At 62.9% G+C, this 25979-nt stretch carries 23 protein-coding genes; 16 read left to right on the top strand and 7 right to left on the bottom strand.

Annotated elements, in window-relative coordinates; all coding sequences use genetic code 11:
- From lolA to CAG00_RS28815, 3 genes are all read right to left on the bottom strand, one after another.
- A complete protein-coding gene (lolA, locus tag CAG00_RS15570) occupies positions 1–636 on the bottom strand; it encodes an outer membrane lipoprotein chaperone LolA (protein ID WP_015270967.1) in 636 nt (211 codons plus the stop codon).
- A 62-nt stretch (positions 637–698) separates the two neighbouring features.
- Positions 699–3248 (bottom strand): DNA translocase FtsK 4TM domain-containing protein, encoded by a 2550-nt coding sequence (locus CAG00_RS15565; RefSeq protein WP_371257947.1) that lies wholly within the window; start codon positions 3246–3248, stop codon positions 699–701.
- Between the two features lie 78 nt (positions 3249–3326).
- Positions 3327–3599 carry a hypothetical protein gene (locus CAG00_RS28815; RefSeq protein WP_162276771.1) on the bottom strand — a complete coding sequence of 91 codons (273 nt, stop codon included), beginning with the start codon at positions 3597–3599 and terminating at the stop codon, positions 3327–3329.
- A gap of 35 nt (positions 3600–3634) precedes the next feature.
- Between CAG00_RS28815 and aat the strand changes: the two genes are divergently transcribed.
- From aat to infA, 3 genes are all read left to right on the top strand, one after another.
- Complete coding sequence (aat, locus tag CAG00_RS15560) at positions 3635–4315, top strand: leucyl/phenylalanyl-tRNA--protein transferase (protein ID WP_085664677.1); 681 nt, start codon at positions 3635–3637, stop codon at positions 4313–4315.
- 56 nt (positions 4316–4371) lie between these two features.
- Positions 4372–5079, top strand: coding sequence for an arginyltransferase (locus CAG00_RS15555; RefSeq protein ID WP_085664676.1), 708 nt, complete (start codon positions 4372–4374; stop codon positions 5077–5079).
- 102 nt (positions 5080–5181) lie between these two features.
- Positions 5182–5400, top strand: a complete 219-nt coding sequence (gene infA, locus CAG00_RS15550) for a translation initiation factor IF-1 (protein WP_002553999.1) — start codon at positions 5182–5184, stop codon at positions 5398–5400.
- 165 nt (positions 5401–5565) lie between these two features.
- On the opposite strand, the gene clpA is transcribed toward infA, so the two are convergent.
- Both clpA and clpS read right to left on the bottom strand, forming a co-directional pair.
- The gene (clpA, locus tag CAG00_RS15545; RefSeq protein WP_025339774.1) at positions 5566–7836 is read right to left on the bottom strand and encodes an ATP-dependent Clp protease ATP-binding subunit ClpA; all 2271 of its coding nucleotides are present in this window, start codon (positions 7834–7836) and stop codon (positions 5566–5568) included.
- A gap of 30 nt (positions 7837–7866) precedes the next feature.
- A complete protein-coding gene (clpS, locus tag CAG00_RS15540; RefSeq protein WP_013973290.1) occupies positions 7867–8229 on the bottom strand; it encodes an ATP-dependent Clp protease adapter ClpS in 363 nt (120 codons plus the stop codon).
- Between the two features lie 230 nt (positions 8230–8459).
- Here clpS and cspD point away from each other — a divergent pair, with 230 nt between their 5' ends.
- Positions 8460–8714, top strand: coding sequence for a cold shock domain-containing protein CspD (gene cspD, locus CAG00_RS15535; RefSeq protein WP_025339775.1), 255 nt, complete (start codon positions 8460–8462; stop codon positions 8712–8714).
- A gap of 73 nt (positions 8715–8787) precedes the next feature.
- Here the strand turns inward: cspD and icd are convergent, their stop codons facing one another.
- Complete coding sequence (gene icd, locus CAG00_RS15530) at positions 8788–10044, bottom strand: NADP-dependent isocitrate dehydrogenase (RefSeq protein WP_025339776.1); 1257 nt, start codon at positions 10042–10044, stop codon at positions 8788–8790.
- 427 nt (positions 10045–10471) lie between these two features.
- Between icd and CAG00_RS15525 the strand changes: the two genes are divergently transcribed.
- The 12 genes from CAG00_RS15525 (at position 10472) to CAG00_RS15470 (ending at position 25166) form a co-directional block, all read left to right on the top strand.
- On the top strand, positions 10472–12697 hold the full coding sequence (locus tag CAG00_RS15525; protein ID WP_085664675.1) for an NADP-dependent isocitrate dehydrogenase: 2226 nt from the start codon (positions 10472–10474) through the stop codon (positions 12695–12697).
- A gap of 191 nt (positions 12698–12888) precedes the next feature.
- Positions 12889–13329, top strand: coding sequence for an NUDIX hydrolase (locus CAG00_RS15520; RefSeq protein ID WP_003251227.1), 441 nt, complete (start codon positions 12889–12891; stop codon positions 13327–13329).
- Between the two features lie 59 nt (positions 13330–13388).
- Positions 13389–14513: a tRNA 2-thiouridine(34) synthase MnmA gene (gene mnmA / locus CAG00_RS15515; protein ID WP_075045646.1), complete on the top strand. Its 1125-nt coding sequence runs from the start codon at positions 13389–13391 to the stop codon at positions 14511–14513.
- Positions 14510–15136, top strand: coding sequence for a high frequency lysogenization protein HflD (hflD, locus tag CAG00_RS15510; protein ID WP_015270973.1), 627 nt, complete (start codon positions 14510–14512; stop codon positions 15134–15136). Before mnmA ends, hflD begins: the two co-directional genes overlap by 4 nt.
- 234 nt (positions 15137–15370) lie before the next feature.
- Positions 15371–16741, top strand: a complete 1371-nt coding sequence (gene purB / locus CAG00_RS15505) for an adenylosuccinate lyase (protein WP_013973297.1) — start codon at positions 15371–15373, stop codon at positions 16739–16741.
- An 81-nt stretch (positions 16742–16822) separates the two neighbouring features.
- A complete protein-coding gene (locus CAG00_RS15500; protein ID WP_013973298.1) occupies positions 16823–17989 on the top strand; it encodes a cupin domain-containing protein in 1167 nt (388 codons plus the stop codon).
- Positions 17982–18410: a GNAT family N-acetyltransferase gene (locus tag CAG00_RS15495; RefSeq protein ID WP_003258855.1), complete on the top strand. Its 429-nt coding sequence runs from the start codon at positions 17982–17984 to the stop codon at positions 18408–18410. Before CAG00_RS15500 ends, CAG00_RS15495 begins: the two co-directional genes overlap by 8 nt.
- 199 nt (positions 18411–18609) lie before the next feature.
- Positions 18610–20553, top strand: coding sequence for a DNA topoisomerase III (locus tag CAG00_RS15490; protein WP_085664674.1), 1944 nt, complete (start codon positions 18610–18612; stop codon positions 20551–20553).
- Between the two features lie 234 nt (positions 20554–20787).
- The gene (locus CAG00_RS15485; protein ID WP_085664673.1) at positions 20788–22077 is read left to right on the top strand and encodes an FAD-binding oxidoreductase; all 1290 of its coding nucleotides are present in this window, start codon (positions 20788–20790) and stop codon (positions 22075–22077) included.
- A 239-nt stretch (positions 22078–22316) separates the two neighbouring features.
- The gene (locus CAG00_RS15480) at positions 22317–23147 is read left to right on the top strand and encodes an alpha/beta fold hydrolase (RefSeq protein ID WP_085664672.1); all 831 of its coding nucleotides are present in this window, start codon (positions 22317–22319) and stop codon (positions 23145–23147) included.
- 284 nt (positions 23148–23431) lie between these two features.
- Complete coding sequence (locus CAG00_RS15475) at positions 23432–24256, top strand: RHS repeat-associated core domain-containing protein (RefSeq protein ID WP_256578998.1); 825 nt, start codon at positions 23432–23434, stop codon at positions 24254–24256.
- A 130-nt stretch (positions 24257–24386) separates the two neighbouring features.
- On the top strand, positions 24387–25166 hold the full coding sequence (locus CAG00_RS15470) for a TSUP family transporter (RefSeq protein WP_013973303.1): 780 nt from the start codon (positions 24387–24389) through the stop codon (positions 25164–25166).
- Here CAG00_RS15470 and nudC read toward each other — a convergent pair.
- A complete protein-coding gene (nudC, locus tag CAG00_RS15465) occupies positions 25134–25964 on the bottom strand; it encodes an NAD(+) diphosphatase (RefSeq protein ID WP_085664670.1) in 831 nt (276 codons plus the stop codon). The genes CAG00_RS15470 and nudC overlap by 33 nt on opposite strands.
- Positions 25965–25979 lie beyond the last annotated feature (15 nt).

The raw sequence follows: 25979 nt of genomic DNA, 5'->3' as shown, positions 1-25979 counted from the left end.
TTACTCCTTGATGACGTCCGCGCCTTTGGGGATGTCGAACTTGAACTTGCTGTCCGGCACCGCCTGGTTGGCTTTCACGCCATTGAACAGGATGTTGGTGCGCTGGCCGACGCTGTCGATCAGCTGCATGTCGTTGATCAGGCCCTTGCGGAACGACACGCGCAGCGAGTCGAACAGGGTGTCCTTGGTCTTCGGCTTGAGGGTGAAGTCCATCACTTCGCCCTGCTCCTTCGAGCTGATGTCGAAGCTCTGGCTGATCTTCGACACGTCACCGGACAGCAGCAGCGCCGGGGTCTGGTTCAGGCGCTGGTCGAGCTTCTTGATGGTGGCCTGCTCCAGGTCCGGGTCCCACAGGGTGACGTTCTTGCCGTCGGATACCACCACCTGCTCCTGCGGCGCATCGGTGTGCCAGTAGAACAGGCCCGGGCGCTTGACGGTCATCTTGCCGGATGTTTCCTGCAGGCTGGTGCCGCCGGCGTCCAGGGTCAGCTGGGAAAAGTTGGCCTCGATGGTCTGCGACTTTTCCAGCAATTGGGTCAGGCGTTGTACGTCTTGCTCACCGGCATAAGCCGATACGGTGGCCGACACAGAAGCCGCGGCCAGGGCAGAAACCAACAGCATGCGAATCGCGCGCATGGGAGTCCTCATCGAGCATTGAAAAGGCCGGGCGCCACCGTTGGCGCCCGGCAAGGTGTTCGTCAGTCGCGCGGGCCGCCCGGGGCTATCACTTCCCGCGAGCCGTTGCTGTTCATGGGGGTGACCACGCCGGCCATTTCCATGGCTTCGATCATGCGGGCGGCGCGGTTGTAGCCGATCTTCAGTTTGCGCTGCACGGCCGAGATGGACGCGCGGCGGCTCTCCAGCACGAACTGCACGGCCTCATCATACAGGGCGTCGCTTTCCGAATCTTCGCCATCGCCACCACCGCCGCCGCCTTCGAAGCCGCTGCCGGCCTCCTCGACGCCGTTGAGGATGTCGTCGTTGTAGTCCGGGGCGCCGCGCAGCTTCCACGCTTCCACCACGCGGTGCACCTCGTCGTCGGAGACGAACGCGCCGTGCACACGAATCGGCAGGCTGGTGCCCGGCGGCATGTACAGCATGTCACCGTGGCCCAGCAGCTGTTCGGCACCACCCTGGTCGATGATGGTCCGCGAGTCGATCTTGCTCGACACCTGGAACGCCATGCGGGTCGGGATGTTGGCCTTGATCAGGCCGGTAATCACGTCCACCGACGGGCGCTGGGTAGCGAGGATCAGGTGGATACCGGCCGCACGTGCCTTCTGGGCGATACGGGCGATCAGCTCTTCGACCTTCTTGCCGACGATCATCATCATGTCGGCGAATTCGTCGACCACCACCACGATGGTCGGCAGGGTTTTCAGCGCAGGCGGCTCATCGTCCATGCTCTCGCGGCGGTACAGCGGGTCATGGATGATCTCGCCGGCTTCCTGGGCGTCCTTGATCTTGCGGTTGAAGCCGGCCAGGTTACGCACGCCCATGGCCGCCATCAGCTTGTAGCGCCGCTCCATCTCGGCCACGCTCCAGCGCAGGGCGTTGGCGGCATCCTTCATGTCGGTGACCACCGGGCACAGCAGGTGCGGGATGCCCTCGTAGATCGACAGTTCAAGCATTTTCGGGTCGATCATGATCAGCCGCGCGTCTTCCGGGCTGGACTTGAACAGGATCGACAGGATCATAGCGTTCACACCCACCGACTTACCGGAACCGGTGGTACCGGCCACCAGCAGGTGCGGCATCTTGGCCAGGTCGGTGATCACCGGCTTGCCGCCGATGTCGTGGCCCAGGGCCAGGGTGACCGGCGACTTCTGCTCGTCGTACTGCGGCGTAGCCAGCACTTCGGAGAAACGCACCATCTGCCGGTTCTCGTTGGGGATCTCGATACCCACGGTGGTCTTGCCGGGGATGACCTCGACCACACGCACACTGGTCACTGCCAGCGAACGCGCCAGGTCCTTGGCCAGGTTGGCGATACGGCTGACTTTCACACCGGCGGCCGGCTGGATTTCGTAACGGGTAATCACCGGGCCCGGGTGGATCGAGTCCACCGCCACTTCCACGCCGAATTCCTTGAGTTTGATTTCCAGCAGCTGGCCGACACCGGCCAGAGATTCCGGCGAGTACTCGATCTTCTTCTGTTCGGCCGGGTCGAGGATGGAGATCGACGGCAAGGTGCCTTCCACCGCGCTGTCGACGAACAGTGGCGCCTGCTTCTCCTTCATCACCCGCTTGCTCGGCTCCGGCGCCCTGGCGGGTGTCGGCGGCACGATCATAGGGGCCGCGGCAGGTTGTTCGCGGGAGATTACCGGCTCACGTGGTGCCGGCGACTCGCGTGGCACCACAGGCTCGCGCGACAGGGTTGGCTCACGTGGCTCGACCGGCTGGGCAGGTGCTTCTTCACGCTTGAAGATGCGCTCGCGCAGCGCCGGCTTGGCCGGTTCGCGCTTGTCGGCGGCCATTGGCGCGGCCTTGACCACCGGTTCATCCTCGCGCAGCTGCGCCTCCAGGCGCTTGCGTTCGTTGCGTGCTTCCCACCAACGGTTGGCGGCGCCCTGCACCAGCTCGAACAGGTCGAGGGTGATCTTGCCGGTCAGGTCCATCACCTTGAACCACGACAGGTCGGTGAACACGGTCAGGCCGAACAGGAACAGGGCAATGAACATCAGCGTGCTGCCCTGCACGTTCAGCAGGTTGCGCGCCAGGTCGCCCAGGCTCTCGCCCAGTGCGCCACCGGCGGAGAACGGCATGCTCGCAGGCGGGTGGAAATGGATATGCGCCAGCGCCGCACCAGACAGCACCAGGAACACCAGGCCGATCAGCCGCCAGGAGAACAGCCAGCCGCTCCAGTCCCAGGGCTGGTGGCGTTCGCGGAAGATCTGCCAGGTCTTTATCGCCAGCAGCAGCGGGAAGATGTAGGCGAAGTACCCCAGCACCATGAACAGGATGTCGGCGAAGTAGGCACCGGCACGCCCGGCGGCGTTCTGCACCTGGTCGACGTTGCTGGTGTGGCTGAAGCCCGGGTCCGACGTATCGTAGGTCAGCAGCGCCATCCACAGGTACAGGCACAGGGCGCCGACAGCGATCAACGCACCTTCCTTGAGGCGATAATGCAGCTGCTGCCGCCACAGGGGGACGGGCAAGGGAGCTGGAGTTGCGGTGGATTTCTTCAAAACGCGTCTATTCCTGCGCGTGCTGCGCGTCCAATAGTGATCGGCCGACGGTGCGGCCAATGAACCACTACTTTTAACATTACTGCCCGCCAGCCGCCATGGCGGCACGCCAGATGGGGGTATGGCCGGGGGCGACTTTCATATAGCTGCAATTTGAGCATGCATTTTCTTTTGTGACAAAGGCTTATGCTGTGTTTTTGCACAGGTGTGACAGCAAATGTAGCGGATGGTGCCTGCTGTCTCATGAATGTGTAGGAAATTGCCTATTTTCATCGCCTGTGCCGGCCTCTTCGCGGGCTTGCCCGCTCCCACAGGTACCCCAGCAGGCTTCAGCGCCTGCACATGGCCTGTGGGAGCGGGCGCGCCCGCGAAGAAGCCAAAGAGATTGACCCTGCTTTTCACCCGCGCCATGCTGCCCTCTCCCCTCCCCCACCGCACGATAGACCATGCTCACCTGGCTGACCCGCGACTCGCTGACCTTCCCGCCCCTGGAAAAGGCCCTGCACGACCCCAACGGCCTGCTCGCTGCCGGCGGCGACCTGAGCCCCGAGCGCCTGGTGCAGGCCTATCGCCATGGCTGCTTCCCGTGGTATCAGGACGGCCAGCCGATCCTCTGGTGGTCGCCCGACCCGCGCACGGTGCTGCTCCCGGAGCAGCTGCACGTGTCGCGCTCGCTGGCCAAGCTGATGCGTCAGGGTCGTTACCAGGTCAGCTTCGACACCGACTTCCCGGCGGTGATCGCCGCCTGCGCCGCGCCACGCGACTACGCCGACGGTACCTGGATCACCGACACCATGCGCGCCGCCTACTGCGAGCTGCACCGGCGCGGCATCGCCCATTCGGTGGAGGTGCGCCAGGATGGCGAGCTGGTCGGCGGCCTGTACGGCCTGGCCATGGGCCAGCTGTTCTTCGGCGAATCGATGTTCAGCCGCGCCGACAATGCCTCCAAGGTCGGCTTCGTGACCCTGGTCAACCACCTGCGCCAGGCCGGTTTCGTCCTCATCGACTGCCAGATGCCGACCAACCACCTGCACAGCCTGGGCGCCCACGCCATCAGCCGCGCCGAGTTCGCCGGCTACCTGGCACGCCACCTCGACCAGCCCAACAGCGCCACATGGCGTCCCTAGGCGAGTTCCCATAGCTGGCTTACACTTAAAGCAAAGTCTCACCGAGGGGGTTGATCATGACAGAGTTGGCGCGGTTGAAGTTCTATGCCACTCAGCCCCACTCCTGCAGCTACCTGCCCGACGAACAGGCAACCACACTGTTCCTCGACCCCAGCCAGCCGATGGATGTGCACGTGTACGCCGATTTGTCGGAAATGGGCTTCCGCCGCAGTGGCGACCACCTGTACCGTCCGCATTGCCAGAACTGCAATGCCTGCGTGCCGGCACGCATCCCGGCGGCGCGTTTCATCCCCAACCGCCAGCAACGGCGCATCCTCAAGCGCAACGCCGACCTGACCGTGACCGCCGCGCGCCCGGCGTTCAAGGAAGAGTACTTCGAGCTGTACCGGCGCTATATCGAAACGCGCCACGCCGACGGTGACATGTACCCGCCCAGCCGCGACCAGTTCTCCACCTTCCTGGTGCGCGACCTGCCGTTCTGCTGGTTCTACGAGTTCCGCCTGGAAGGCCGCTTGGTGGCGGTAGCGGTGTGCGACCTGCTGCCCAACGGCCTGTCAGCGGTGTACACCTTCTACGAGCCGGACGAAGAACGTCGCAGCCTGGGCCGCTTCGCCATCCTCTGGCAGATCACCGAAGCCCTGCGCCAGGACCTCGAGGCGGTTTACCTGGGTTACTGGATCAAGAACTGCAAGAAAATGAACTACAAGACGCAGTATCGGCCTATCGAACTGTTGATAAATCAGCGCTGGGTCACCCTCAACTGAAAGGCATTGGCTTGACACACAGTTTTCGGGCATAATCCACGCCACTTTTTTGCCCGGTGCGGTTATGCGTCGGGCCAACACTGGATCCGAGGGCTCTACTGCATGTCGAAAGAAGACAGCTTCGAAATGGAAGGTACTGTCGTCGACACCCTGCCCAACACCATGTTCCGCGTGGAGTTGGAAAACGGGCACGTCGTAACCGCGCACATCTCCGGAAAGATGCGCAAGAACTACATCCGTATTCTCACTGGCGACAAGGTCCGCGTCGAACTGACGCCCTACGACCTGAGCAAGGGCCGCATCACCTACCGTGCGCGCTAAGCTCAAGCCATGAAAAAGCCCGGCCATGTGCCGGGCTTTTTTGTGCCTTCAGGATTGTAGGGGCTGCTTTGCAGCCCTTCGCGGGCACGCCCGCTCCCACAGGTATTAACTATCCCCCTGTGGGAGCGGGCGTGCCCGCGAAGGGCCGCATAGCGGCCCAATCTGTCACGCAACCTCAGCCGTGGTCTCGAAGTCGAACACCAGCTCGCCATCGCGCAGGTCGACGTGCACCACACCACCATGCTCGGCCAGTTCGCCAAACAGGATCTCCTCGGCCAGCGGCCGCTTGATCTTGTCCTGGATCAGCCGCGCCATCGGCCGCGCACCCATCTGCACGTCGTAGCCCGAGGCCGCCAGCCAGCCGCGTGCATCATCGCTGACTTCCAGCAGCACACGTTTGTCTTCCAGCTGCGCCTGCAGTTCGATAAGGAACTTGTCGACGATGCTCTTGATCGTCTCGTGGCTCAGGCGGCCAAACTGGATGATGGTGTCCAGGCGGTTGCGGAACTCCGGCGTGAAGCTCTTGCGGATGACTTCCATGGCATCGGACGCATGGTCCTGATGAGTAAAGCCGATCGAGGCCCGGGCGGCGGTTTCTGCGCCAGCGTTGGTGGTCATGATCAGGATCACATTGCGGAAGTCGGCCTTGCGCCCGTTGTTGTCGGTCAGGGTACCGTGGTCCATCACCTGCAACAGCAGGTTGAAGACTTCCGGGTGGGCCTTCTCGATTTCGTCGAGCAGCAATACGCAGTGCGGTTGCTTGGTGATCGCCTCGGTCAGCAAACCACCCTGGTCGAAGCCAACATAGCCAGGAGGCGCACCGATCAGGCGCGACACGGTGTGGCGCTCCATGTACTCGGACATGTCGAAGCGCACCAGCTCCACGCCCAGCGCCTTGGCCAGCTGCCGTGCTGCTTCGGTCTTGCCGACGCCGGTCGGGCCGGCGAACAGGAACGAACCGACAGGCTTGTCCGGCGACTTGAGGCCGGCGCGGGACAGCTTGATGGCGGTGGCCAGCGAATCGATCGCCTGGTCCTGACCAAATACGGTCAACTTCAGGTCACGCTCGAGGTTGCGCAGCAGTTCCTTGTCGGAACTGGTGACGTGCTTCGGCGGAATCCGCGCGATCTTGGCGACAATGTCTTCGACCTGCGGCACGTCGATGCGCTTGACGCGGTTGGCCTCCGGCTGCAGGCGCTGGTAGGCACCGGCTTCGTCGATCACGTCGATGGCCTTGTCGGGCATGTGCCGGTCATTGATGTAGCGCGAGGCCAGTTCAGCGGCGGCGCGCAAGGCTTCGTCGCTGTACTCGATGTTGTGGTGGCTTTCGAAGCGCCCTTTCAGGCCACGCAGGATGCCCACGGTGTCTTCGACCGATGGCTCGCTGACATCGACCTTCTGGAAGCGCCGCGCCAGGGCACGGTCCTTCTCGAAGATGCCGCGGAATTCCTGGAAGGTGGTCGAACCGATGCAACGGATCTCACCGGACGACAGCAATGGCTTGAGCAGGTTGGACGCATCCATCACCCCGCCCGACGCCGCACCGGCACCAATGATGGTGTGGATTTCGTCGATGAACAGGATCGCCTGCGGGCGCTTGCGCAGCTCGCCGAGCAGCGCCTTGAAGCGCTTCTCGAAGTCACCACGGTATTTGGTACCAGCCAGCAGTGCGCCGAGGTCGAGGGAATACACCACGCTCTGCGCCAGCAAATCGGGCACCTGGCCATCGACGATACGCTTGGCCAGGCCTTCGGCGATGGCGGTCTTGCCCACGCCTGCCTCACCCACCAGCAGCGGGTTGTTTTTGCGCCGACGGGCTAGGATTTGCGCCACGCGCTCAACTTCCTGCTCGCGGCCTACCAGCGGGTCGATACGGCCGGCACGGGCCAGTTCGTTCAGGTTGCTGGCATAGGCATCCAGCGGGTTGCTCGAAGAGGCGGTATCGCCGCCCTCTTCATCCTGCATTTCCTGGTCGTTTTCGGAATGCGGACCATGGCCCGGCACCTTGGAGATGCCATGGGCGATGTAGTTGACCACGTCGATGCGGGCCACGCTCTGCTGCTTGAGCAGGAACACGGCCTGGCTTTCCTGTTCGCTGAAGATCGCCACCAGCACGTTGGCGCCAGTGACTTCACGCTTGCCGGAGCTTTGCACGTGGAACACGGCACGCTGCAGCACACGCTGGAAGCCCAGGGTCGGCTGGGTTTCACGATCTTCGTCGTTGACCGGGATCAGGGGTGTGGTGGAATCGATGAACTCTTGCAGGTCGTGCTTGAGTTTGTCGAGATTGGCGCCACAGGCGCGCAGAACGGTCGCGGCAGCCTCATTGTCAAGGAGTGCCAGCAGCAGATGTTCGACGGTCATGAACTCATGACGCTTCGAACGAGCCTCCTTGAAGGCAAGATTGAGGGTGACTTCGAGCTCGCGGTTTAACATAGCTTCACCTCATACCCAAGTGGTCGGCGATTAACCGTCCTTCTCGATTTCACAGAGTAGCGGATGCTGGCTTTCCCTGGCGTATTGGTTGACCTGCATAGCCTTTGTTTCGGCGATGTCACGGGTAAACAATCCGCACACTGCCCGCCCTTCGGTATGGACGGTCAGCATGATCTTGGTCGCCAGCTCGCGGTTCAGATTGAAGAACGTCTCGAGCACTTCGACGACGAAATCCATCGGCGTGTAGTCATCGTTGAACAAAACCACCTTGTACATCGGTGGCGCCTGCAGGATCGGCTTGGCTTCCTGAACTGCAAGACCCGAGCCGTCGTCCTCATTCGATTGCGGGCGATCCTGATTGAATGTTAGTCGAATCTCACTAGGTGCATGCATGGAAAGAATTTCATCATGAGCGACAGGTTAAGGTTGTGGGTTGACTGCGAAGGGCACGGCCAGCGCAGGCGCCGGGCGACCTTGACTATCGGCAAAACGGTGTTACAACCAATAAGAACCCACCGTGGTCGATAAAGATCCGCGCAGTCAACCAGATTTTTCGCATGGTTCGTATGCGGATGAAGTGGATGATACTCCAGTGATGGAGTCCTTTGCAGAGGGACATAGGGATGGCAAGCGGTAAAGTCAAGTGGTTCAACAATGCCAAGGGCTATGGATTCATCAATGAAGAGGGCAAGACTGACGACTTGTTCGCTCATTATTCAGCCATCCAGATGGACGGGTACAAGACGCTCAAGGCCGGCCAGGCCGTGAGCTTCGACATCGTCCAGGGCCCCAAAGGCCTGCACGCGGTGAATATCAGCAGCGCCACTGCCGCCGCGGCCGCCAGGGCTCCGCACACCAGCAGCACTGCCGACGCCTGAACTGCCGCGCTGCCTGCCGGTACACGAAAAAACCGGCCGCCTCCTGACTGGAAGCGGCCGGTTTTCCGTTGCCTTACATATGCTTGATCATTTCATCGCCAAAGCCTGAACTGCTCACCAGCCTGGCGCCGTCCATCAGGCGCTCGAAGTCATAGGTCACGGTCTTGGCAGCAATCGCGCCATTGGTACCCTTGATGATCAGGTCCGCCGCCTCGGTCCAGCCCATGTGCCGCAGCATCATCTCCGCCGACAGGATCACCGAACCCGGGTTGACCTTGTCCTGCCCGGCATACTTGGGCGCGGTGCCGTGGGTGGCCTCGAACATGGCCACGGTGTCGGACAGGTTGGCACCCGGCGCAATGCCGATACCGCCCACTTCCGCCGCCAGGGCATCGGACAGGTAGTCACCGTTGAGGTTGAGGGTGGCGATCACGTCGTACTCGGCCGGGCGCAGCAGGATCTGCTGCAGCATGGCGTCGGCGATGGCGTCCTTGACGATGACCTCGCGGCCACTCTTGGGGTTCTTGAACTTCATCCATGGGCCACCATCGAGCAGCTCGGCCCCGAACTCGTCGCGCGCCACTTCATAGCCCCAGTCCTTGAAGGCACCCTCGGTGAACTTCATGATGTTGCCCTTGTGCACCAGGGTCAGCGACTCGCGGTCGTTGTCCACCACATACTGCAGGGCCTTGCGCACCAGGCGCTTGGTGCCTTCCTTCGACACCGGCTTGACGCCAATGCCACAGTCCTGGTCGAAGCGGATCTTGGTAACGCCCATTTCCTCCTTGAGGAACTTGATCACCTTGTTCGCCTCGGGCGAACCGGCCTTCCACTCGATGCCGGCATAGATGTCCTCGGAGTTCTCGCGGAAGATCACCATGTCCACATCGCCGGGTTTTTTCACCGGGCTGGGCACGCCCTGGAACCACAGCACCGGGCGCAGGCACACGTACAGGTCCAGTTGCTGGCGCAAGGCCACGTTGAGCGAACGGATACCGCCGCCCACCGGGGTGGTCAGCGGCCCCTTGATCGACACCACGTAATCACGCACGGCATCGAGGGTTTCCTGGGGCAGCCAGGTGTCCTGGTCGTACACCTGGGTGGCTTTTTCGCCGGCGTACACCTCCATCCAGGCGATCTTGCGCTTGCCGCCGTAGGCCTTCTGCACGGCGGCGTCGACTACCTTGATCATTACCGGCGAGACATCGACGCCAATCCCGTCGCCCTCGATATAAGGAATGATCGGGTTGTCGGGAACGTTGAGCGAATGGTCTGCATTGACGGTGATCTTCGCGCCGTCGGTCGGAACCTTGATTTTCTGGTATCCCATGCTTGCACTACTCCGCTGTCGGGTGTGATTGGACATCATGCGATCCACTGAGCCTAAACCACATCTGCCGACCTGCAAGGCATGCGACAACCCGCCACATTGCCGCTTAGTCTTTGGTCTTATAAATGGGCCGATATCACTTGGCCTTGCTGATTAGCCCGAATGGTTTGGTATACTCCGCCGCGACCGAAGGGTCATCGGGGCGATCCCTTGGAAAAATGCGGACCGCCCTTGGCCATGAATGGACACAAAGCCTGGCCACGAAGCCTGGACTGTTACCGCAGCCCAGCACTTGACGCTCGACTGATGCATCCACCATCACCGCTCGCAGCCTCTCGACTTTCCGCTCATGGCGTTGCCAGGGCGATGCGCCTACCCTGCGCACCACGAGACTCGAGCACGCTCAGCACACAGAGAGTTAACCCGCATGCCCACCCGTTCCAAGATCATCTATACCTTCACCGACGAAGCCCCCGCCCTCGCCACTTACTCGCTGCTGCCGATCATCGAAGCCTTCACCGCTTCGGCTGACATCGCCGTCGAAACCCGCGACATCTCCCTGGCTGGCCGTATCCTCGCCGCCTTCCCGGAGCAACTGGGCGCAGAGAAGCAAGTAGGCGATCACCTGGCGGAACTGGGCCAGCTGGCTACCACCCCTGAAGCCAACATCATCAAGCTGCCGAACATCAGTGCCTCGGTACCGCAGCTGAAAGCCGCGATCAAGGAACTGCAGGGCAAGGGCTTCAACATCCCTGACTACGCCGACGAGCCAGCCACCGCGGAAGAGAAAGAATCCCGCGCCCGCTACGACCGCATCAAAGGTTCCGCCGTGAACCCGGTCCTGCGCGAAGGCAACTCCGACCGCCGCGCGCCGCTGTCGGTCAAGAACTACGCCCGCAAGCACCCGCACAAGATGGGCGCATGGGCTGCCGACTCCAAGTCGCACGTTGCCCACATGACCCAGGGCGACTTCTACGGCAGCGAGAAAGCCGCACTGATCGAAGCTGACGACAGCCTGCGCATCGAGCTGGTCGGCAAAGACGGCAACACCACCGTACTGAAAGAAAAGACTGCGGTAAAAGCTGCCGAAGTCATCGACTGCGCCACCATGAGCCGCAAGGCCCTGAAAGCCTTCATCGCCGAGCAGATCGCCGATGCCAAGGCTTCCGGCGTGCTGCTGTCGGTACACCTGAAAGCCACCATGATGAAGGTCTCCGACCCGATCATGTTCGGCGTCATCGTCGAAGAGTTCTACAACGACGTGCTGGCCAAGCACGCCGCCGCCCTGGCTGAAGTAGGCTTCAACGCCAACAACGGCATCGGCGACCTGTACGCCCGTATCAAGGACCTGCCAGCCGAGAAGCAGGCCGAGATCGAAGCCGACATCCAAGCCCTGTACGCCCAGCGTCCGGCCCTGGCCATGGTCAACTCCGACAAAGGCATCACCAACCTGCACGTGCCGAGCGACGTCATCGTCGACGCCTCGATGCCGGCCATGATCCGTGACTCGGGCAAGATGTGGAACGCCGCCGGCGAACTGCAGGATGCCAAGGCGATCATCCCGGACCGCTGCTACGCCGGCATCTACCAGGCCACCATCGAAGACTGCAAGGCCAACGGCGCCTTCGACCCGACCACCATGGGCAGCGTACCGAACGTCGGCCTGATGGCACAGAAGGCCGAAGAATACGGCTCCCACGACAAGACCTTCCAGATCAAGGCCGACGGCGTCGTGCGCGTGGTCGACAGCAAAGGCCAGGTCGTTCTCGAGCAGAACGTCGAAGCCGGCGACATCTTCCGCATGTGCCAGGTCAAGGACGCGCCGATCCAGGACTGGGTCAAGCTGGCCGTCAACCGTGCCCGCCTGAGCAACACCCCTGCAGTGTTCTGGCTGGACCCGGCCCGCGCCCACGACGGCGTGATGATCGAGAAGGTGCAGAAGTACCTGAAGGATCACGACACCTCCGGCCTGGACATCCGTATCCTGGCACCGGTCGACGCCATCAAGTTCTCCCTGGCCCGCATCCGCGAAGGCAAGGACACCATCTCGGTGACCGGCAACGTGCTGCGCGACTACCTGACCGACCTGTTCCCGATCATGGAACTGGGCACCAGCGCCAAGATGCTGTCGATCGTGCCGCTGATGAGCGGTGGCGGCCTGTTCGAAACCGGCGCCGGCGGTTCGGCACCGAAGCACGTGCAGCAGCTGGTGGAAGAGAACTTCCTGCGTTGGGACTCGCTGGGTGAATTCCTGGCCCTGGCCGCTTCCCTGGAGCACCTGGGCAACACCTACGACAACCCGCGCGCCAAAGTGCTGGCCAACACCCTGGACCAGGCCACCGGCAAGTTCCTCGACACCAACAAGTCGCCTTCGCGCAAAGTCGGTGGTATCGACAACCGCGGCAGCCACTTCTACCTGACCCTGTACTGGGCCCAGGCCCTGGCTGCGCAGAACGACGACGCTGCCCTGCAGGCACGCTTCGCACCACTGGCCAAGACCCTGACCGAGAACGAGGAGACCATCGTCGCCGAGCTCAACGCCGTCCAGGGCAAGCCGGCCGACATCGGTGGCTACTACGCTCCGGATGCCGAGCTGACCGCCAAGGTGATGCGCCCAAGCCAGACCCTGAACAGCGCCATTGCCGCCCTGTAAGGTTCGCTTGAAGTAACAGCACAAACCCCGGCCACGCACCGGGGTTTGTGCTTTCTGGATAAACGATTTCTGGCCGCCAGCGCGGACCCTGTGGGAGCGGGTTTACCCGCGAATGCGATGGCGAATCCACTGACGCATTCGCGGGTAAACCCGCTCCCACAGGGGCTGTGCAGGCCTCTAAGGAGCTGTTCATGACCTGGCAACCCCACATCACCGTCGCCACCATCGTCGAACACGAAGGCAAGTTCCTCTTCGTCGAAGAATTCAAAGCCAACCAGCACGTCTTCAACCAGCCCGCCGGCCACCTCGAACCCAACGAGACCCTGCCCCAGGCCGCCCTGCGCGAAACCCTCGAAGAAACCGCCTGGGAAGTCGAGCTCACCGGCGTGGTCGGCATCTACCTGTACACCGCCCCAAGCAACGGCGTGACCTACCAGCGCATCTGCTTCGCCGCCCGCCCCGTGCGCCATCACGCCGACCTGGCGCTGGACAGCGACATCGTCCGCGCCGTGTGGCTGACCCGCGACGAACTGCTGGCCGACCCCACCCGCTGGCGCAGCGAGCTGGTGCCACGCTGCCTCGACGACTACCTGAAAGGCCCCTTGCACAGCCTCGACCTGCTGCGCGACTGACGCGCCGCCGCAGGTTTGATAGAATCGGCGTTTTTCCCCCTTGATACACACCGGTAACCATGACCAGCCCAGCACTCAAAGACCCCGCCAAGACCCGCGTTATCGTCGGCATGTCCGGCGGCGTGGACTCTTCCGTCTCCGCCCTTCTGCTCATGGAGCAGGGCTACCAGGTGGAAGGGCTGTTCATGAAGAACTGGGAAGAAGACGACGGCACCGAATACTGCACCGCCCGTGAAGACCTAGCCGACGCCCAGGCCGTGTGCGACCGCATCGGCATCAAGCTGCACACCGCCAACTTCGCCGCCGAATACTGGGACAACGTGTTCGAGCACTTCCTCGAAGAGTACAAGGCCGGCCGCACGCCCAACCCGGACATCCTCTGCAACCGCGAAATCAAGTTCAAGGCGTTCCTCGACTACGCCCTGTCGCTGGGTGCCGACCTGATCGCCACCGGCCACTACGTGCGCCGCCGCGACACCGGCGAGCTCACCGAACTGCTCAAGGGCCTGGACCCGAACAAGGACCAGAGCTACTTCCTGCACGCCGTCGGCGGCAAGGAAATCGCCCGCACCCTGTTCCCGGTTGGCGAGCTGGAAAAGCCCGAAGTACGCGCCATTGCCGAAAAGCACGGCCTGGCCACCGCCAAGAAGAAGGACTCCACCGGCATCTGCTTCATCGGCGAGCGCCGCTTCAGCGACTTCCTCAAGCAATACCTGCCGGCCCAGCCGGGCAACATCGAGACCACCGACGGTGAAGTGATCGGCCGCCACCACGGCCTGATGTACCACACCATCGGCCAGCGCCAGGGCCTGGGTATTGGCGGCCTGAAGGACGCCGGTGACGAGCCGTGGTACGTGCTGCACAAGGACCTGACCCGCAACGTGCTGGTGGTCGGCCAGGGCAATGAACACCCGTGGCTGTTCTCCCGCGCCCTGCTCGCTTCGGAAATTTTCTGGGTCAACCCGGTCGACCTCGGCAGCCCGCGCCAGCTCACCGCCAAGGTGCGCTACCGCCAGAGCGACCAGCAGTGCACCCTGGAACTGACCGAAAGCGGTTACCGTGCGGTGTTCGACGAACCGCAACGTGCCGTTACCCCGGGCCAGTCGGTGGTGTTCTACGACGGCGAAGTGTGCCTGGGTGGCGGCGTGATCGAAGCCGCCGAGCCGTGGAGCCCGCGCGCATGAGCAACCTGCAGGAGCAGCTGATTGCGTTGGGCGGTGTGTTCCAGGCCGCTGTACTGGTCGACCGCATTGCCCGCACCGGCCAGGCCAGCGAGGCCAACATCGGCTGCATGCTGGGCAGCCTGCTGGTCCGTGACCCCAAGGACACCCTGGAGGTGTTCGGCGGTGACGACCTGAACCTGCGCGACGGCTATCGCGCGCTGGTCGGCGCGCTGGAGCGCGACCCCAGCAGCCTGCAGCGCGAGCCGCTGCGCTACGCCCTGTCGATGCTGGGCCTGGAGCGCCAGTTGAACAAGCGCGGCGACCTGCTCGACACCATCGGCAACCGCCTGCCGCAAATCCAGTCCCAGGCCGAGCATTTCGGCCTGGTTCATGAAAACGTCATTGCTTCCAGTGGAGCCTTGTACCAGGACACCCTGAGCACCTTGCGCCAGCGCATCCAGGTACATGGCGACATGCGCTTCCTGCAGCAGGCCAGCAACGCCTCGAAGATCCGCGCCCTGCTGCTGGCCGGCATCCGCGCCGCACGCCTGTGGCGCCAGCTGGGCGGGCACCGCTGGCAGCTGGTATTCAGCCGGCGCAAGCTGTTGAACGAACTGTACGACATGATGCGCAGCCCCTCCTGACAGGGGCTGACAGTTCCGGCCTCATCGCCGACAAGCCAGCTCCCACAGGATATGCACTGTGCTCAAGACCGGTGCAGTACCGTGGGAGCTGGCTTGCCGGCGATAGGGCCAGAACAGGCAATGCACAATGCACAGCTGATTTATGGCCCGACCTTTGGTCAGCCACCCGACCTGAGCGCATTTTTCATGTATGATATGCGCCCTTCCAAAAGCCTGACTGTCCGAGAACACCCCATGCAGCTTTCTTCGCTCACTGCGGTTTCCCCTGTAGACGGCCGTTATGCCGGCAAAACCCAGGCCTTGCGCCCCATTTTCAGTGAATTCGGCCTGATCCGTTTCCGCGCCCTGGTCGAAGTGCGCTGGCTGCAGCGCCTGGCCGCCCACCCGCAGATCGGCGAAGTGCCGGCGTTCTCCGCCGAAGCCAACGCCCTGCTGGACAGCCTGGCCACCGACTTCAAGCTCGAGCACGCCGAACGCGTCAAGGAAATCGAGCGCACCACCAACCACGACGTCAAGGCGATCGAATACCTCCTCAAGGAGCAGGCCGCCAAGCTGCCTGAGCTGGCCAAGGTCAGCGAGTTCATCCACTTCGCCTGCACCAGCGAGGACATCAACAACCTGTCCCACGCCCTGATGCTGCGCGCCGGCCGTGACGAAGTGCTGCTGCCGCTGATGCGCCAGATCGCCGACGCCATCCGCGCCCTGGCCCACGCCCACGCCGACGTGCCGATGCTGTCACGCACCCACGGCCAGCCGGCTTCGCCGACCACCCTGGGCAAGGAACTGGCCAACGTCGTGTACCGCCTGGAGCGCCAGATCGCCCAGGTTGCCGCCGTACCGCTGCTGGGCAAGATCAACGGTGCCGTGGGCAACTACAACGCCCACCTGTCGGCCTACTCGCAGATCGACTGGGAGCAGAACGCCCGCGCCTTCATCGAAGACGAGCTGGGCCTGCAGTTCAACCCGTACACAACCCAGATCGAGCCGCACGACTACATCGCCGAGCTGTTCGACGCCATTGCCCGCTTCAACACCATCCTGATCGACTTCGACCGCGATGTGTGGGGCTACATTTCGCTGGGCTACTTCAAGCAGAAGACCGTTGCCGGCGAAATCGGCTCGTCGACCATGCCGCACAAGGTCAACCCGATCGACTTCGAAAACTCCGAAGGCAACCTGGGTATCGCCAACGCGCTGTTCCAGCACCTGGCCAGCAAGCTGCCGATCTCGCGCTGGCAGCGTGACCTGACCGACTCCACCGTGCTGCGCAACCTGGGCGTGGGCTTTGCCCACAGCGTCATCGCCTACGAAGCCAGCCTGAAAGGCATCGGCAAGCTGGAAGTCAACGAAGCCCGCATCGCCGCCGACCTGGACGCCTGCTGGGAAGTCCTGGCCGAGCCGATCCAGACCGTGATGCGCCGCTTCAACATCGAAAACCCCTACGAGAAGCTCAAAGAGCTGACCCGTGGCAAGGGCATCACCCCGGAAGCGCTGCTGACCTTCATCGACGGCCTGGACATGCCAGCCGAAGCCAAGGCCGAGCTCAAGCAGCTGACCCCTGCTACCTACATCGGCAACGCGGCAGCACAGGCCAAACGCATCTAAGCTGACCGTCGCGTTCAACGCCCGGCCTGGCCGGGCGTTTTTATTCCCGAACGAAAATTACATTTTTTCAATAGGTTGAACATGAATCCTGATACTCCACTGCAGCTGCTGGGCGGCATCTCGGCCCGCGAATTCATGCGCGACTACTGGCAGAAGAAGCCGCTGCTGGTGCGCCAGGCCTTCCCGGACTTCATCAGCCCGATCGACCCCGACGAGCTGGCCGGCCTGGCCCTGGAAGAGGAAGTAGAGTCGCGTATCGTGCTCGAGCACGGCGCGCACCCGTGGGAGCTGCGCCGCGGCCCGTTCACCGAAGATACCTTTGCCGAGCTGCCGGAAAAGGACTGGACCCTGCTGGTGCAGGCCGTGGACCAGTTCGTCCCGGAAGTAGCCGAACTGCTGGAAAACTTCCGCTTCCTGCCCAGCTGGCGCATCGATGACGTGATGATCAGCTTCGCCGCCCCCGGTGGCAGCGTCGGCCCGCACTTCGACAACTACGACGTGTTCCTGCTGCAGGGCCACGGCCAGCGCAACTGGAAAATCGGCCAGATGTGCAGCAGCGACAGCTCGCTGCTGGAGCACGCCGACCTGCGCATCCTCGCCGACTTCGAGCAGAGCGATGAGTGGACCCTGGAGCCGGGCGACATGCTCTACCTGCCACCACGCCTGGCCCACTACGGCGTGGCCGTGGACGACTGCCTGACCTACTCGGTAGGCTTCCGCGCGCCAAGCGCCGCCGAAGTGCTGACCCACTTCACCGATTTCCTCGGCCAGTTCCTGCCCGACGAAGAACGCTACAGCGACGCCGATGCCCAGCCGGTCAGCGACCCGCACCAGATCCAGCACGACGCCCTCGACCGCCTCAAGGCGCTGCTCGACAAGCACATGGGCGACAAGGACCTGCTGCTGACCTGGTTCGGCCAGTTCATGACCGAGCCACGCTACCCCGAGCAGATCGTCGGTGAAGAGCTGTCCGAGGAAGAGCTGATCGATGCCCTGGAACAAGGCGCCATCCTGATCCGCAACCCGAGCGCGCGCCTGGCCTGGTCGGAGTTCGAAGAAGACCTGCTGCTGTTCGCCAGCGGCCGCAGCTGCCCGCTGCCGGGCAAACTGCGCGAGCTGCTGAAGCTGGTTTGCGCGGCCGACGCCCTGCACATCGACAACCTGGGCGAATGGCTGCAGGATGAAGATGGCCTTATGCTGGTACAGCAGCTGGTCAAACAAGGAAGCCTGGGATTCGCCAATGAATAAGATTCGTGTGCGCCTCGCCGACTGGCACAAGGACAACGCCGACATCCGCCGCATCCGCGAAGCGGTGTTCATTGCCGAACAGCACGTGCCGCCGGAGCTGGAGTGGGACTCGGACGACCCGACCGCCGCGCACTTCCTGGCCCTGGAAGGCGACTACCCGATCGGCACCGCGCGCCTGCTGCCTGACGGCACCATCGGCCGGGTCTCGGTGCTGAAGGACTGGCGCGGGCTGAAGGTGGGTGACGCGCTGATGAACGCGGTGATTGTCGAAGCGCAGAACCGTGACCTGAAGCAGCAGATGCTCAGCGCCCAGGTGCACGCCACGCCGTTCTACGAACGGCTGGGCTTTCGCGTAGTCAGCGAAGAGTTCCTCGAAGCCGGCATCCCGCACGTGGACATGGTGCGCGACTCGCGCGCCTGATCCACGACCTTCCCACAGGCCCCCACAAATTCTGAAAATTGTGGGGGCCTGTGGGAGCGGGTTCACCCGCGAAGAGGCCGGCACAGCCAAGACATCCCCTCTGACAAAAAAACCTGTACATCCATCCAGATAAAACTTGCCTCCGCGCCCTCGCTTGCGCATCCTATCGCCCATCACCCCCGATGAAGCGTCCCCGGCCATGCGCCTGTTCCTCTGCGAAAAACCCTCTCAGGCAAAAGACATCGCCAAAGTGCTCGGCGCCAACCGCAAGGGCGATGGCTGCTGGCAAGGCACTGACGTCTGCGTGACCTGGTGCATCGGCCACCTGCTGGAAACCGCCCCGCCCGACAGCTACGACGAACGCTACAAGCGCTGGAACCTGGCCGACCTGCCGATCATCCCGGAAAAGTGGAAGATGCTGGTCAAGCCCAAGACCGCCAGCCAGTTCAAGGCAGTCAAGCGCCTGCTCGGCGAAGCGCGCGAACTGGTAATCGCCACCGACGCCGACCGCGAAGGCGAAATGATCGCCCGCGAACTCGTCGAGCATTGCCGCTACCGCGGCCCGGTGCAGCGCCTGTGGCTGTCGGCACTGGATGACGCGTCCATTCGCAAGGCCCTGGCGCGGCTGCTGCCGGGCCACGAAACCTTCAACCTGTACCACTCGGCGCTGGGCCGTTCGCGCGCAGACTGGCTGATCGGCATGAACATGAGCCGGCTGTTCACCCTGCTGGGCCGCCAGTCGGGCTATCAGGGCGTGCTGCCGGTGGGCCGGGTGCAAACGCCCACCTTGCGCCTGGTGGTCGACCGCGACCGCAGCATCGCCGACTTCGTGCCGGTACCGTTCTGGGCCATCGACGTGCAGCTCGAACACGCAGGCTTTGGCTTCAACGCCCAGTGGCGCGCCCCCGAGGACGCCTGCGACGACCAGGGCCGCTGCCTGAACCAGGCCCTGGCGCAGCAGGCGGCCGCCGACATCGGCAATGCGGGTACTGCCCGGGCCGTGAAGGTGACCACCGAGCGCGTGCGTGAAGCGGCACCCCTGCCCTTCGACCTTGGCACCCTGCAGGAGCTGTGCTCGAAAAAGTTCGGCCTCGGCGCCCAGGAAACCCTCGACATCGCCCAGGCCCTGTACGAAACCCATAAGCTGATCACCTACCCGCGCAGCGACTGCGGCTACCTGCCGCAAAGCCAGCACGCCGAAGCGCCAGCCATCCTCGCCGCCCTGCAACGGGTCGATGCCAGCCTGGCGCCGCTGCAGCCCTACCTGGAGCCGCAACGCCGTTCACGGGCGTGGAACGACGCCAAGGTCAGCGCCCACCACGGCATCATCCCCACTGCCGCCGCCAGCGACCCGTCGCGCCTGCCGGCCAAGCACAAGGCGGTGTACACCCTGATCCGCGCCCGCTACCTGGCGCAGTTCCTGCCCAACCACGAGTACGACCGTACCCAGGCCGACTTCGACTGCGCCGGCCATGCCCTGCGTGCCGTAGGCAAGCAGATCGTCGAACCAGGCTGGCGCCGTGCGCTGCCCGAGGCGCTGACCCCGTCCAAGGGGCGCGAGGCACCACCGGCCCAGGTGCTGCCGGCGCTGCGCGAAGGCCAGGACTGCACAGTGCAGGGCCTGCAACTGAAAGACCTGTGGACCCAGCCGCCCAAGCCGTTTACCGAAGGCGACCTGATCAAGGCAATGAAGAACGTGGCCAAGCTGGTGGACGACCCGCGGTTGAAGCAGAAGCTCAAGGAAACCACCGGTATCGGCACCGAAGCCACCCGCGCCAGCATCATCCAGGGCCTGCTTGACCGCGGCTACCTGGTGAAGAACGGCAAGGCGCTGTCCGCCACCCCTGCGGCCTTCAGCCTGATCGACGCCGTGCCACGCGCCATCGCCGACCCAGGCACCACGGCTATCTGGGAGCAGGCGCTGGACATGGTGCAGAGTGGCGAGATGACGCTGGAGGAGTTCGTCGCCCGGCAGTCGGCATGGATGGGCAAGCTGGTCGAACGGTGCAGCGGCATGCGCATGACCATCAGCGGGCCGGCAGCCGGGGCTGCGCCGCCGTGGAAGAAGAAGCGTCGGGGTGGCGGGAAGGGCAAAGCGGCCGCAGGCAAGCCAAGACAGCCTCGAAAAAAGGCGACAACCTGAAGATTTTGCACTTTCAGGTCAGGCCCCTTCGCGGGTGAACCCGCTCCCACATTTACAGCACCAACCTCGAGACCGGTGATGACTCTGTGGGAGCGGGTTTACCCGCGAAAGGGCCAGGACAGGCAACACAACAACCCGAGGTAAACCACAAACCCGGCCAATGCATTGGCGACATGAAATTTACATGCTAAATTTTCATGAAAATAAACACAATAATTTTCATGAGCCCCCTGCATGTTCAAACAATCCGCCCAGCACGTCGCCAGCTACTACGCCCAGACCTACCCCGCCAGCATTCCCCTGCACCCTACCCTGCAAGGCAGCCACGACACCGAAGTCCTGATCATTGGCGCCGGCTTCAGCGGCCTGCACACCGCCTTGCGCCTGACCCAGGCCGGCAAGCGCGTAACGCTGCTGGAAGCCAGCCGCGTGGCCTGGGCCGCGTCCGGCCGCAACGGCGGCCAGGCACTGCTCGGGTGGTCATGCGACATGCCGCCGCTGGAAAAGGCCCTGGGCGTCGAACGCACCCGACGCCTGTGGGCCAGCATGTGCTGCGCCGCCGATGAAATGCGCGAACTGCCCGAGCGCCATGGCTTCGACATCGACTACCGGCAGGGCAGCCTGTGGACCGCCGTGCTGCCGCGCCGGGTGAAGATGCTGGAAGAAGCCCTGCACGAGGCCGAACACAAATGGGGCTACGACGCCCTGCGCCTGATCGGCCGCGACGAGCTGCCGCAATGGATCGACAGCCCGCGCTACCAGGCCGCGCTATACGACGCCAAAGGCGCCCACCTCAACCCGCTGAAGCTGGCCCAGGGCCTGGCCAGCACCATCGAGGCGGCTGGCGGGCGGATCTACGAACAGAGCCAGGTGCTCGACTACCAGAAAGCCGGCGACGGCTATGTGGCCCGTACCGACCGCGGCGAAGTACGTTGCCAGGTGCTGGTGCTGGCCTGCAACGCCTACATCGATCGCCTCGACCGCAACCTGTCGCGCCGCCTGTTGCCGGTTGGCTCCTATCAGGTAGCCACCGCACCGCTGGATGCCGACTTCGCCCAATCGCTACTGCCGCGCAACAGTTGCGTGATCGACAACCAGTTCGTGCCCGACTATTTCCGCCTCACCCCGGACCATCGCCTGCTGTTCGGCGGCGGCTGCACCTACCTGGGCGGTATTCCCAAAGATGTTGCCAGCGCCACCCGCCCCTACCTGGAGCGGGTGTTCCCGCAGCTGGCCGGGGTGGCCATCGACTATGCCTGGGGCGGCCATATCGACTGCAGCATCCAGCGCACCCCGGATGTCGGTCGCGAGGGCCAGCGCTACTGGCTGCAGGGTTTCTCTGGCCATGGCGTGCTACCAACACTGGCGGCGGCGCGGGCGGTCAGCGATGCCATTCTTGGCGACGACGACCTGCTGACGCTGTACCAAGGCATCAACAACGGCCGCTTCCCCGGCGGAGACCTGCTGGCAGCACCGCTGGAAGCTGCGGCCAAGGCCTGGTACCGGATGCGCGACCGCGTCTGATCGGTTGACACGGCCCGTTGTAGGAGCGGCCTTGTGTCGCGAAAGGGCTGCAAAGCAGCCCCAGGGTTTCAGCACAGATGCACACATTGCCGGGGCTGCCTTGCAGCCCTTTCGCGACACAAGGCCGCTCCTACAGGGGACCGAGCAGAGCCGGGAGTGCCCCACAAATTCCAGCACCAGGCAAAATACCTCCTATTCTCAATAGCTCCCTTCGCTTCCTGCACACAGGAGACCCGACCATGAGCTATGTAACCACGAAGGACGGCGTACAGATCTTCTTCAAGGACTGGGGCCCGCGTGACGCACCGGTCATCCACTTCCACCACGGCTGGCCGCTCAGCGCCGACGACTGGGATGCCCAGCTGTTGTACTTCCTCGCCCATGGTTACCGCGTGGTCGCCCACGACCGTCGCGGCCATGGCCGCTCCAGCCAGGTATGGGACGGCCACGACATGGACCACTACGCCGACGATGTGGCGGCGGTCGTCGCTCACCTGGGCATCCAGGGCGCCGTGCATGTCGGCCACTCGACCGGTGGCGGTGAAGTGGTGCGCTACATGGCCCGGCACCCTGAAGACAAGGTGGCCAAGGCCGTGCTGATCGCCGCCGTACCGCCACTGATGGTGCAGACGCCCGCTAATCCCGGTGGCCTGCCCAAATCGGTGTTCGACGGCTTCCAGGCCCAGGTTGCCAGCAACCGTGCGCAGTTCTACCGGGATGTGCCGGCCGGGCCGTTCTACGGCTACAACCGCCCCGGTGCAGAAGCCAGCGAAGGCATCATCGGCAACTGGTGGCGCCAAGGCATGATTGGCAGTGCCAAGGCTCATTACGATGGCATCGTGGCGTTTTCCCAGACCGACTTCACCGAAGACCTGAAGGGCATCCAGCAACCGGTGCTGGTGATGCACGGCGATGATGATCAGATCGTGCCGTATGAGAACTCCGGGGTGCTGTCGGCGAAACTGCTGCCCAATGGCACGCTGAAGACTTACAAGGGCTACCCGCATGGCATGCCGACCACCCATGCCGATGTGATCAATGCGGATTTGCTGGCGTTTATCCGTAGCTGATGTGATCAGCTTGTCCCAGCCTTTTCGCGGGCACGCCCGCTCCTACAAGTACTGCACAGGTCCTGAATACTGTGATGTTCCTGTAGGAGCGGGCGTGCCCGCGAAAAGGCCGCTACTGTCATACCCCTGTCCAGTCAATATAAGCAACTGACAATTTTACCAGTTGTGCATCTGCCCCTTTTATCCGAGATTAGTCTCAATTAAATATTCCACCCGCAAGCAGCCTGATCATGCCATCGAACCGGAAGTATTTATTCTACAAGAGTGGCCAACTGTCCTCGGAGATGAGCAGCGGTCTAGACGTAACGTTACTTTCAGCGGATGACATACCGTTGGCGGAGCGTTCTGCCAAAACAATGCTAATGGCATCAAACGCACAGCGCTCCATCGTTAACGCAAATCGCAACAACTGTAAAGATATCATCTATACCGCTTATGGGCACAGTCAGATGCACTGCATCTTGGGATTCACCGGGCAGCGCTATGATCGCTTCACAAAGTGTTACCTCCTTGGGAACGGGTACCGCGCGTTCAGCCCGTGCATAATGCGTTTTTTTTCGGCCGATAGCCTGAGCCCCTTCGGAAGCCGCACCCTTAATGCCTACGCCTATTGCATGGGGGACCCCATCAACCGGGACGATGCCTCTGGTCACATGTGGCGAGCCACGAAAACCAGAACAAAAAAAATGTACACCGCTGCAAAGGCACGATTTAAAAAGCCCGACTACCGTGATGAAGCTAACGCGGCGCTTGCTTCAAGCCCTGAACTGAACGCCAAATACGGGCATGTGATTGGCGCGCCGGGTGTAACCCGTAAGCATTATAAGGCCATCGCCCTGATCCCAAAAATAGAAACCTCACTTGAAAAACACAAACAAACGGCCTTCAGAAACCTGCGCCTTTGGAAGCGCGAAGACGCCCTGCCTTTAGACAGCGAAAACATTGACATGGAAAAATATCTGGATTTCGAAGACTTTCTCAATTACTCAGGCCTGACGTTAGACCTGCATAAATATGAGGAACGGCTAAAACATTTCACACCTTCATCATCTACTTCGCAAGCAGCCATCGATCAAATCCGAAAAGGATGGGAAACATTTGAAAGCTGAGCCTGAATTTAGTCGAAGAGAATGGGTGGACCTGAGTCAATAATATAGACTGTCAAGTGTGCGCTTTTGCCTTTATCATTACCTCTCATTTGCGCTCCCTACCCAGCCTGCCCTTCAGCTTGAAGCCCCCATGCCCTTCGAACTCACCGTAGAACCCCTCACCCTGCTGATCCTGGCCCTGGTCGCCTTCGTCGCCGGCTTCATCGATGCCATCGCCGGCGGTGGCGGCCTGCTCACCACCCCGGCGCTACTCACCGCCGGCATGCCGCCACACCTGGTACTGGGCACCAACAAGCTCAGCTCTACCTTCGGCTCGGCCACCGCCGGCTTCACCTACTACAGGCGCAAGCTGTTCCACCCGGCGCAATGGCGCCCGGCATTGTTCGCCACCTTGGTCGGTGCTTTGCTCGGTGCAGTGATCGCCCACTACATGCCGGCCGAATGGCTGAACAAGATGCTGCCGGTGATCGTCTTCGCCTGTGGCGTCTACCTGCTGTTCGGCGGCACGCCCAAGGCGCCGCTGGATGCCGATGCGCCGATCAGGAAAAAGTGGCAAGTGCCGCAAGGCTTCACCCTAGGCTTCTATGACGGCGTGGCCGGCCCGGGTACCGGGGCGTTCTGGACGGTCAGCACCCTGCTGCTCTACCCCATCGACCTGGTCCGTGCCAGCGGCGTGGCACGCAGCATGAACTTCGTCAGCAACATCGCAGCGCTGACGGTATTCATCATTTCCGGGCAGGTGGACTACATCGTCGGCCTGTGCATGGGCCTGTCGGTGATGGTCGGCGCCTTCTTCGGCGCACGCACGGCGATCAGTGGCGGCAGCAAGTTCATCCGCCCGGTGTTCATCACCGTGGTGCTGGCATTGACCGTGCGCCTAGCGTGGCAGCACTGGTTCGGCCAAGCCTAAGCGTCTGGCTACATAAAGGTCGATCAGATACCGGGCAATCGACCGCCCGGCCGGCAGCGGCGGCAGGTCGTGGACGCTGAACCACTTGGCATCCTCGATCTCGTCCGGCTGCATGACGATATCGCCGCCGGCATACTCGGCATGGAAGCCCAGCATCATCGAATGCGGAAACGGCCAGCACTGGCTGCCGACGTACTGGATGTTCCTGACTTCCACCGCCACTTCCTCACGCACCTCACGCACCAGGCAGTCCTCGGCCGACTCGCCCGGCTCGGCAAAGCCTGCCAGTGTGCTGTACACCCCGGTGACGAAGCGTGGCGAACGCGCCAGCAGGATTTCGTCGCCACGGGTCACCAGCACGATCATGCTCGGCGAAATGCGCGGGTAGCTGCGCAGGTCGCAAGGCTGGCAGTACATTGCCCGTTCCCAGCGGATCTGCGTCATTGCCTGGCCGCAACTGCCGCAGAAACGGTGCTCGCGGGCCCAGGTGCCGATCTGCGCGGCATAGCCCAGTACTTTGTAGGTGTCGAAGTCACCCTCGAGCATGAACGCGCGCAGGCCGCGCCAGGCGCAGCCGGGCACGTTGGTGGCGCTGCGCAGCTCCAGCAGGAACACCGGCTGGCCGTCGAAGTGGCCGATGCCGTGCTCGCACAGCACGTCGAGGTCCTGGCGCTTGAGCCAGTCGCGAGGGAACAGCGCGCCGTTGTCGTCCACCAGGAACCCTTCCGGGCTGCGGGCCACGGCCAGCCCCCCGGTGATCTGCGGGTCGAGTACTGCGGTAGTCCAGCGTGCTGACATGTCGGGGGTTCCCTT

This window comes from Pseudomonas sp. B5(2017) (assembly GCF_002112825.1).
Classification (GTDB): Bacteria; Pseudomonadota; Gammaproteobacteria; order Pseudomonadales; family Pseudomonadaceae; genus Aquipseudomonas; species Aquipseudomonas putida_Z.
This window is presented reverse-complemented; position numbering and strand designations above follow the sequence as displayed.

Coding starts and splice junctions, on each gene's coding strand:
- clpS (WP_013973290.1), bottom strand. CDS start 8,229: ATGCATGCACCTAGTGAGATTCGACTAACATTCAATCAGGATCGCCCG.
- purB (WP_013973297.1), top strand. CDS start 15,371: ATGCAGCTTTCTTCGCTCACTGCGGTTTCCCCTGTAGACGGCCGTTAT.
- aat (WP_085664677.1), top strand. CDS start 3,635: ATGCTCACCTGGCTGACCCGCGACTCGCTGACCTTCCCGCCCCTGGAA.
- icd (WP_025339776.1), bottom strand. CDS start 10,044: ATGGGATACCAGAAAATCAAGGTTCCGACCGACGGCGCGAAGATCACC.
- CAG00_RS15555 (WP_085664676.1), top strand. CDS start 4,372: ATGACAGAGTTGGCGCGGTTGAAGTTCTATGCCACTCAGCCCCACTCC.
- clpA (WP_025339774.1), bottom strand. CDS start 7,836: ATGTTAAACCGCGAGCTCGAAGTCACCCTCAATCTTGCCTTCAAGGAG.
- CAG00_RS15500 (WP_013973298.1), top strand. CDS start 16,823: ATGAATCCTGATACTCCACTGCAGCTGCTGGGCGGCATCTCGGCCCGC.
- CAG00_RS15475 (WP_256578998.1), top strand. CDS start 23,432: ATGAGCAGCGGTCTAGACGTAACGTTACTTTCAGCGGATGACATACCG.
- CAG00_RS15470 (WP_013973303.1), top strand. CDS start 24,387: ATGCCCTTCGAACTCACCGTAGAACCCCTCACCCTGCTGATCCTGGCC.
- nudC (WP_085664670.1), bottom strand. CDS start 25,964: ATGTCAGCACGCTGGACTACCGCAGTACTCGACCCGCAGATCACCGGG.
- CAG00_RS15525 (WP_085664675.1), top strand. CDS start 10,472: ATGCCCACCCGTTCCAAGATCATCTATACCTTCACCGACGAAGCCCCC.
- mnmA (WP_075045646.1), top strand. CDS start 13,389: ATGACCAGCCCAGCACTCAAAGACCCCGCCAAGACCCGCGTTATCGTC.
- CAG00_RS28815 (WP_162276771.1), bottom strand. CDS start 3,599: ATGGCGCGGGTGAAAAGCAGGGTCAATCTCTTTGGCTTCTTCGCGGGC.
- cspD (WP_025339775.1), top strand. CDS start 8,460: ATGGCAAGCGGTAAAGTCAAGTGGTTCAACAATGCCAAGGGCTATGGA.
- CAG00_RS15520 (WP_003251227.1), top strand. CDS start 12,889: ATGACCTGGCAACCCCACATCACCGTCGCCACCATCGTCGAACACGAA.
- CAG00_RS15490 (WP_085664674.1), top strand. CDS start 18,610: ATGCGCCTGTTCCTCTGCGAAAAACCCTCTCAGGCAAAAGACATCGCC.
- CAG00_RS15485 (WP_085664673.1), top strand. CDS start 20,788: ATGTTCAAACAATCCGCCCAGCACGTCGCCAGCTACTACGCCCAGACC.
- CAG00_RS15480 (WP_085664672.1), top strand. CDS start 22,317: ATGAGCTATGTAACCACGAAGGACGGCGTACAGATCTTCTTCAAGGAC.
- CAG00_RS15495 (WP_003258855.1), top strand. CDS start 17,982: ATGAATAAGATTCGTGTGCGCCTCGCCGACTGGCACAAGGACAACGCC.
- lolA (WP_015270967.1), bottom strand. CDS start 636: ATGCGCGCGATTCGCATGCTGTTGGTTTCTGCCCTGGCCGCGGCTTCT.
- infA (WP_002553999.1), top strand. CDS start 5,182: ATGTCGAAAGAAGACAGCTTCGAAATGGAAGGTACTGTCGTCGACACC.
- hflD (WP_015270973.1), top strand. CDS start 14,510: ATGAGCAACCTGCAGGAGCAGCTGATTGCGTTGGGCGGTGTGTTCCAG.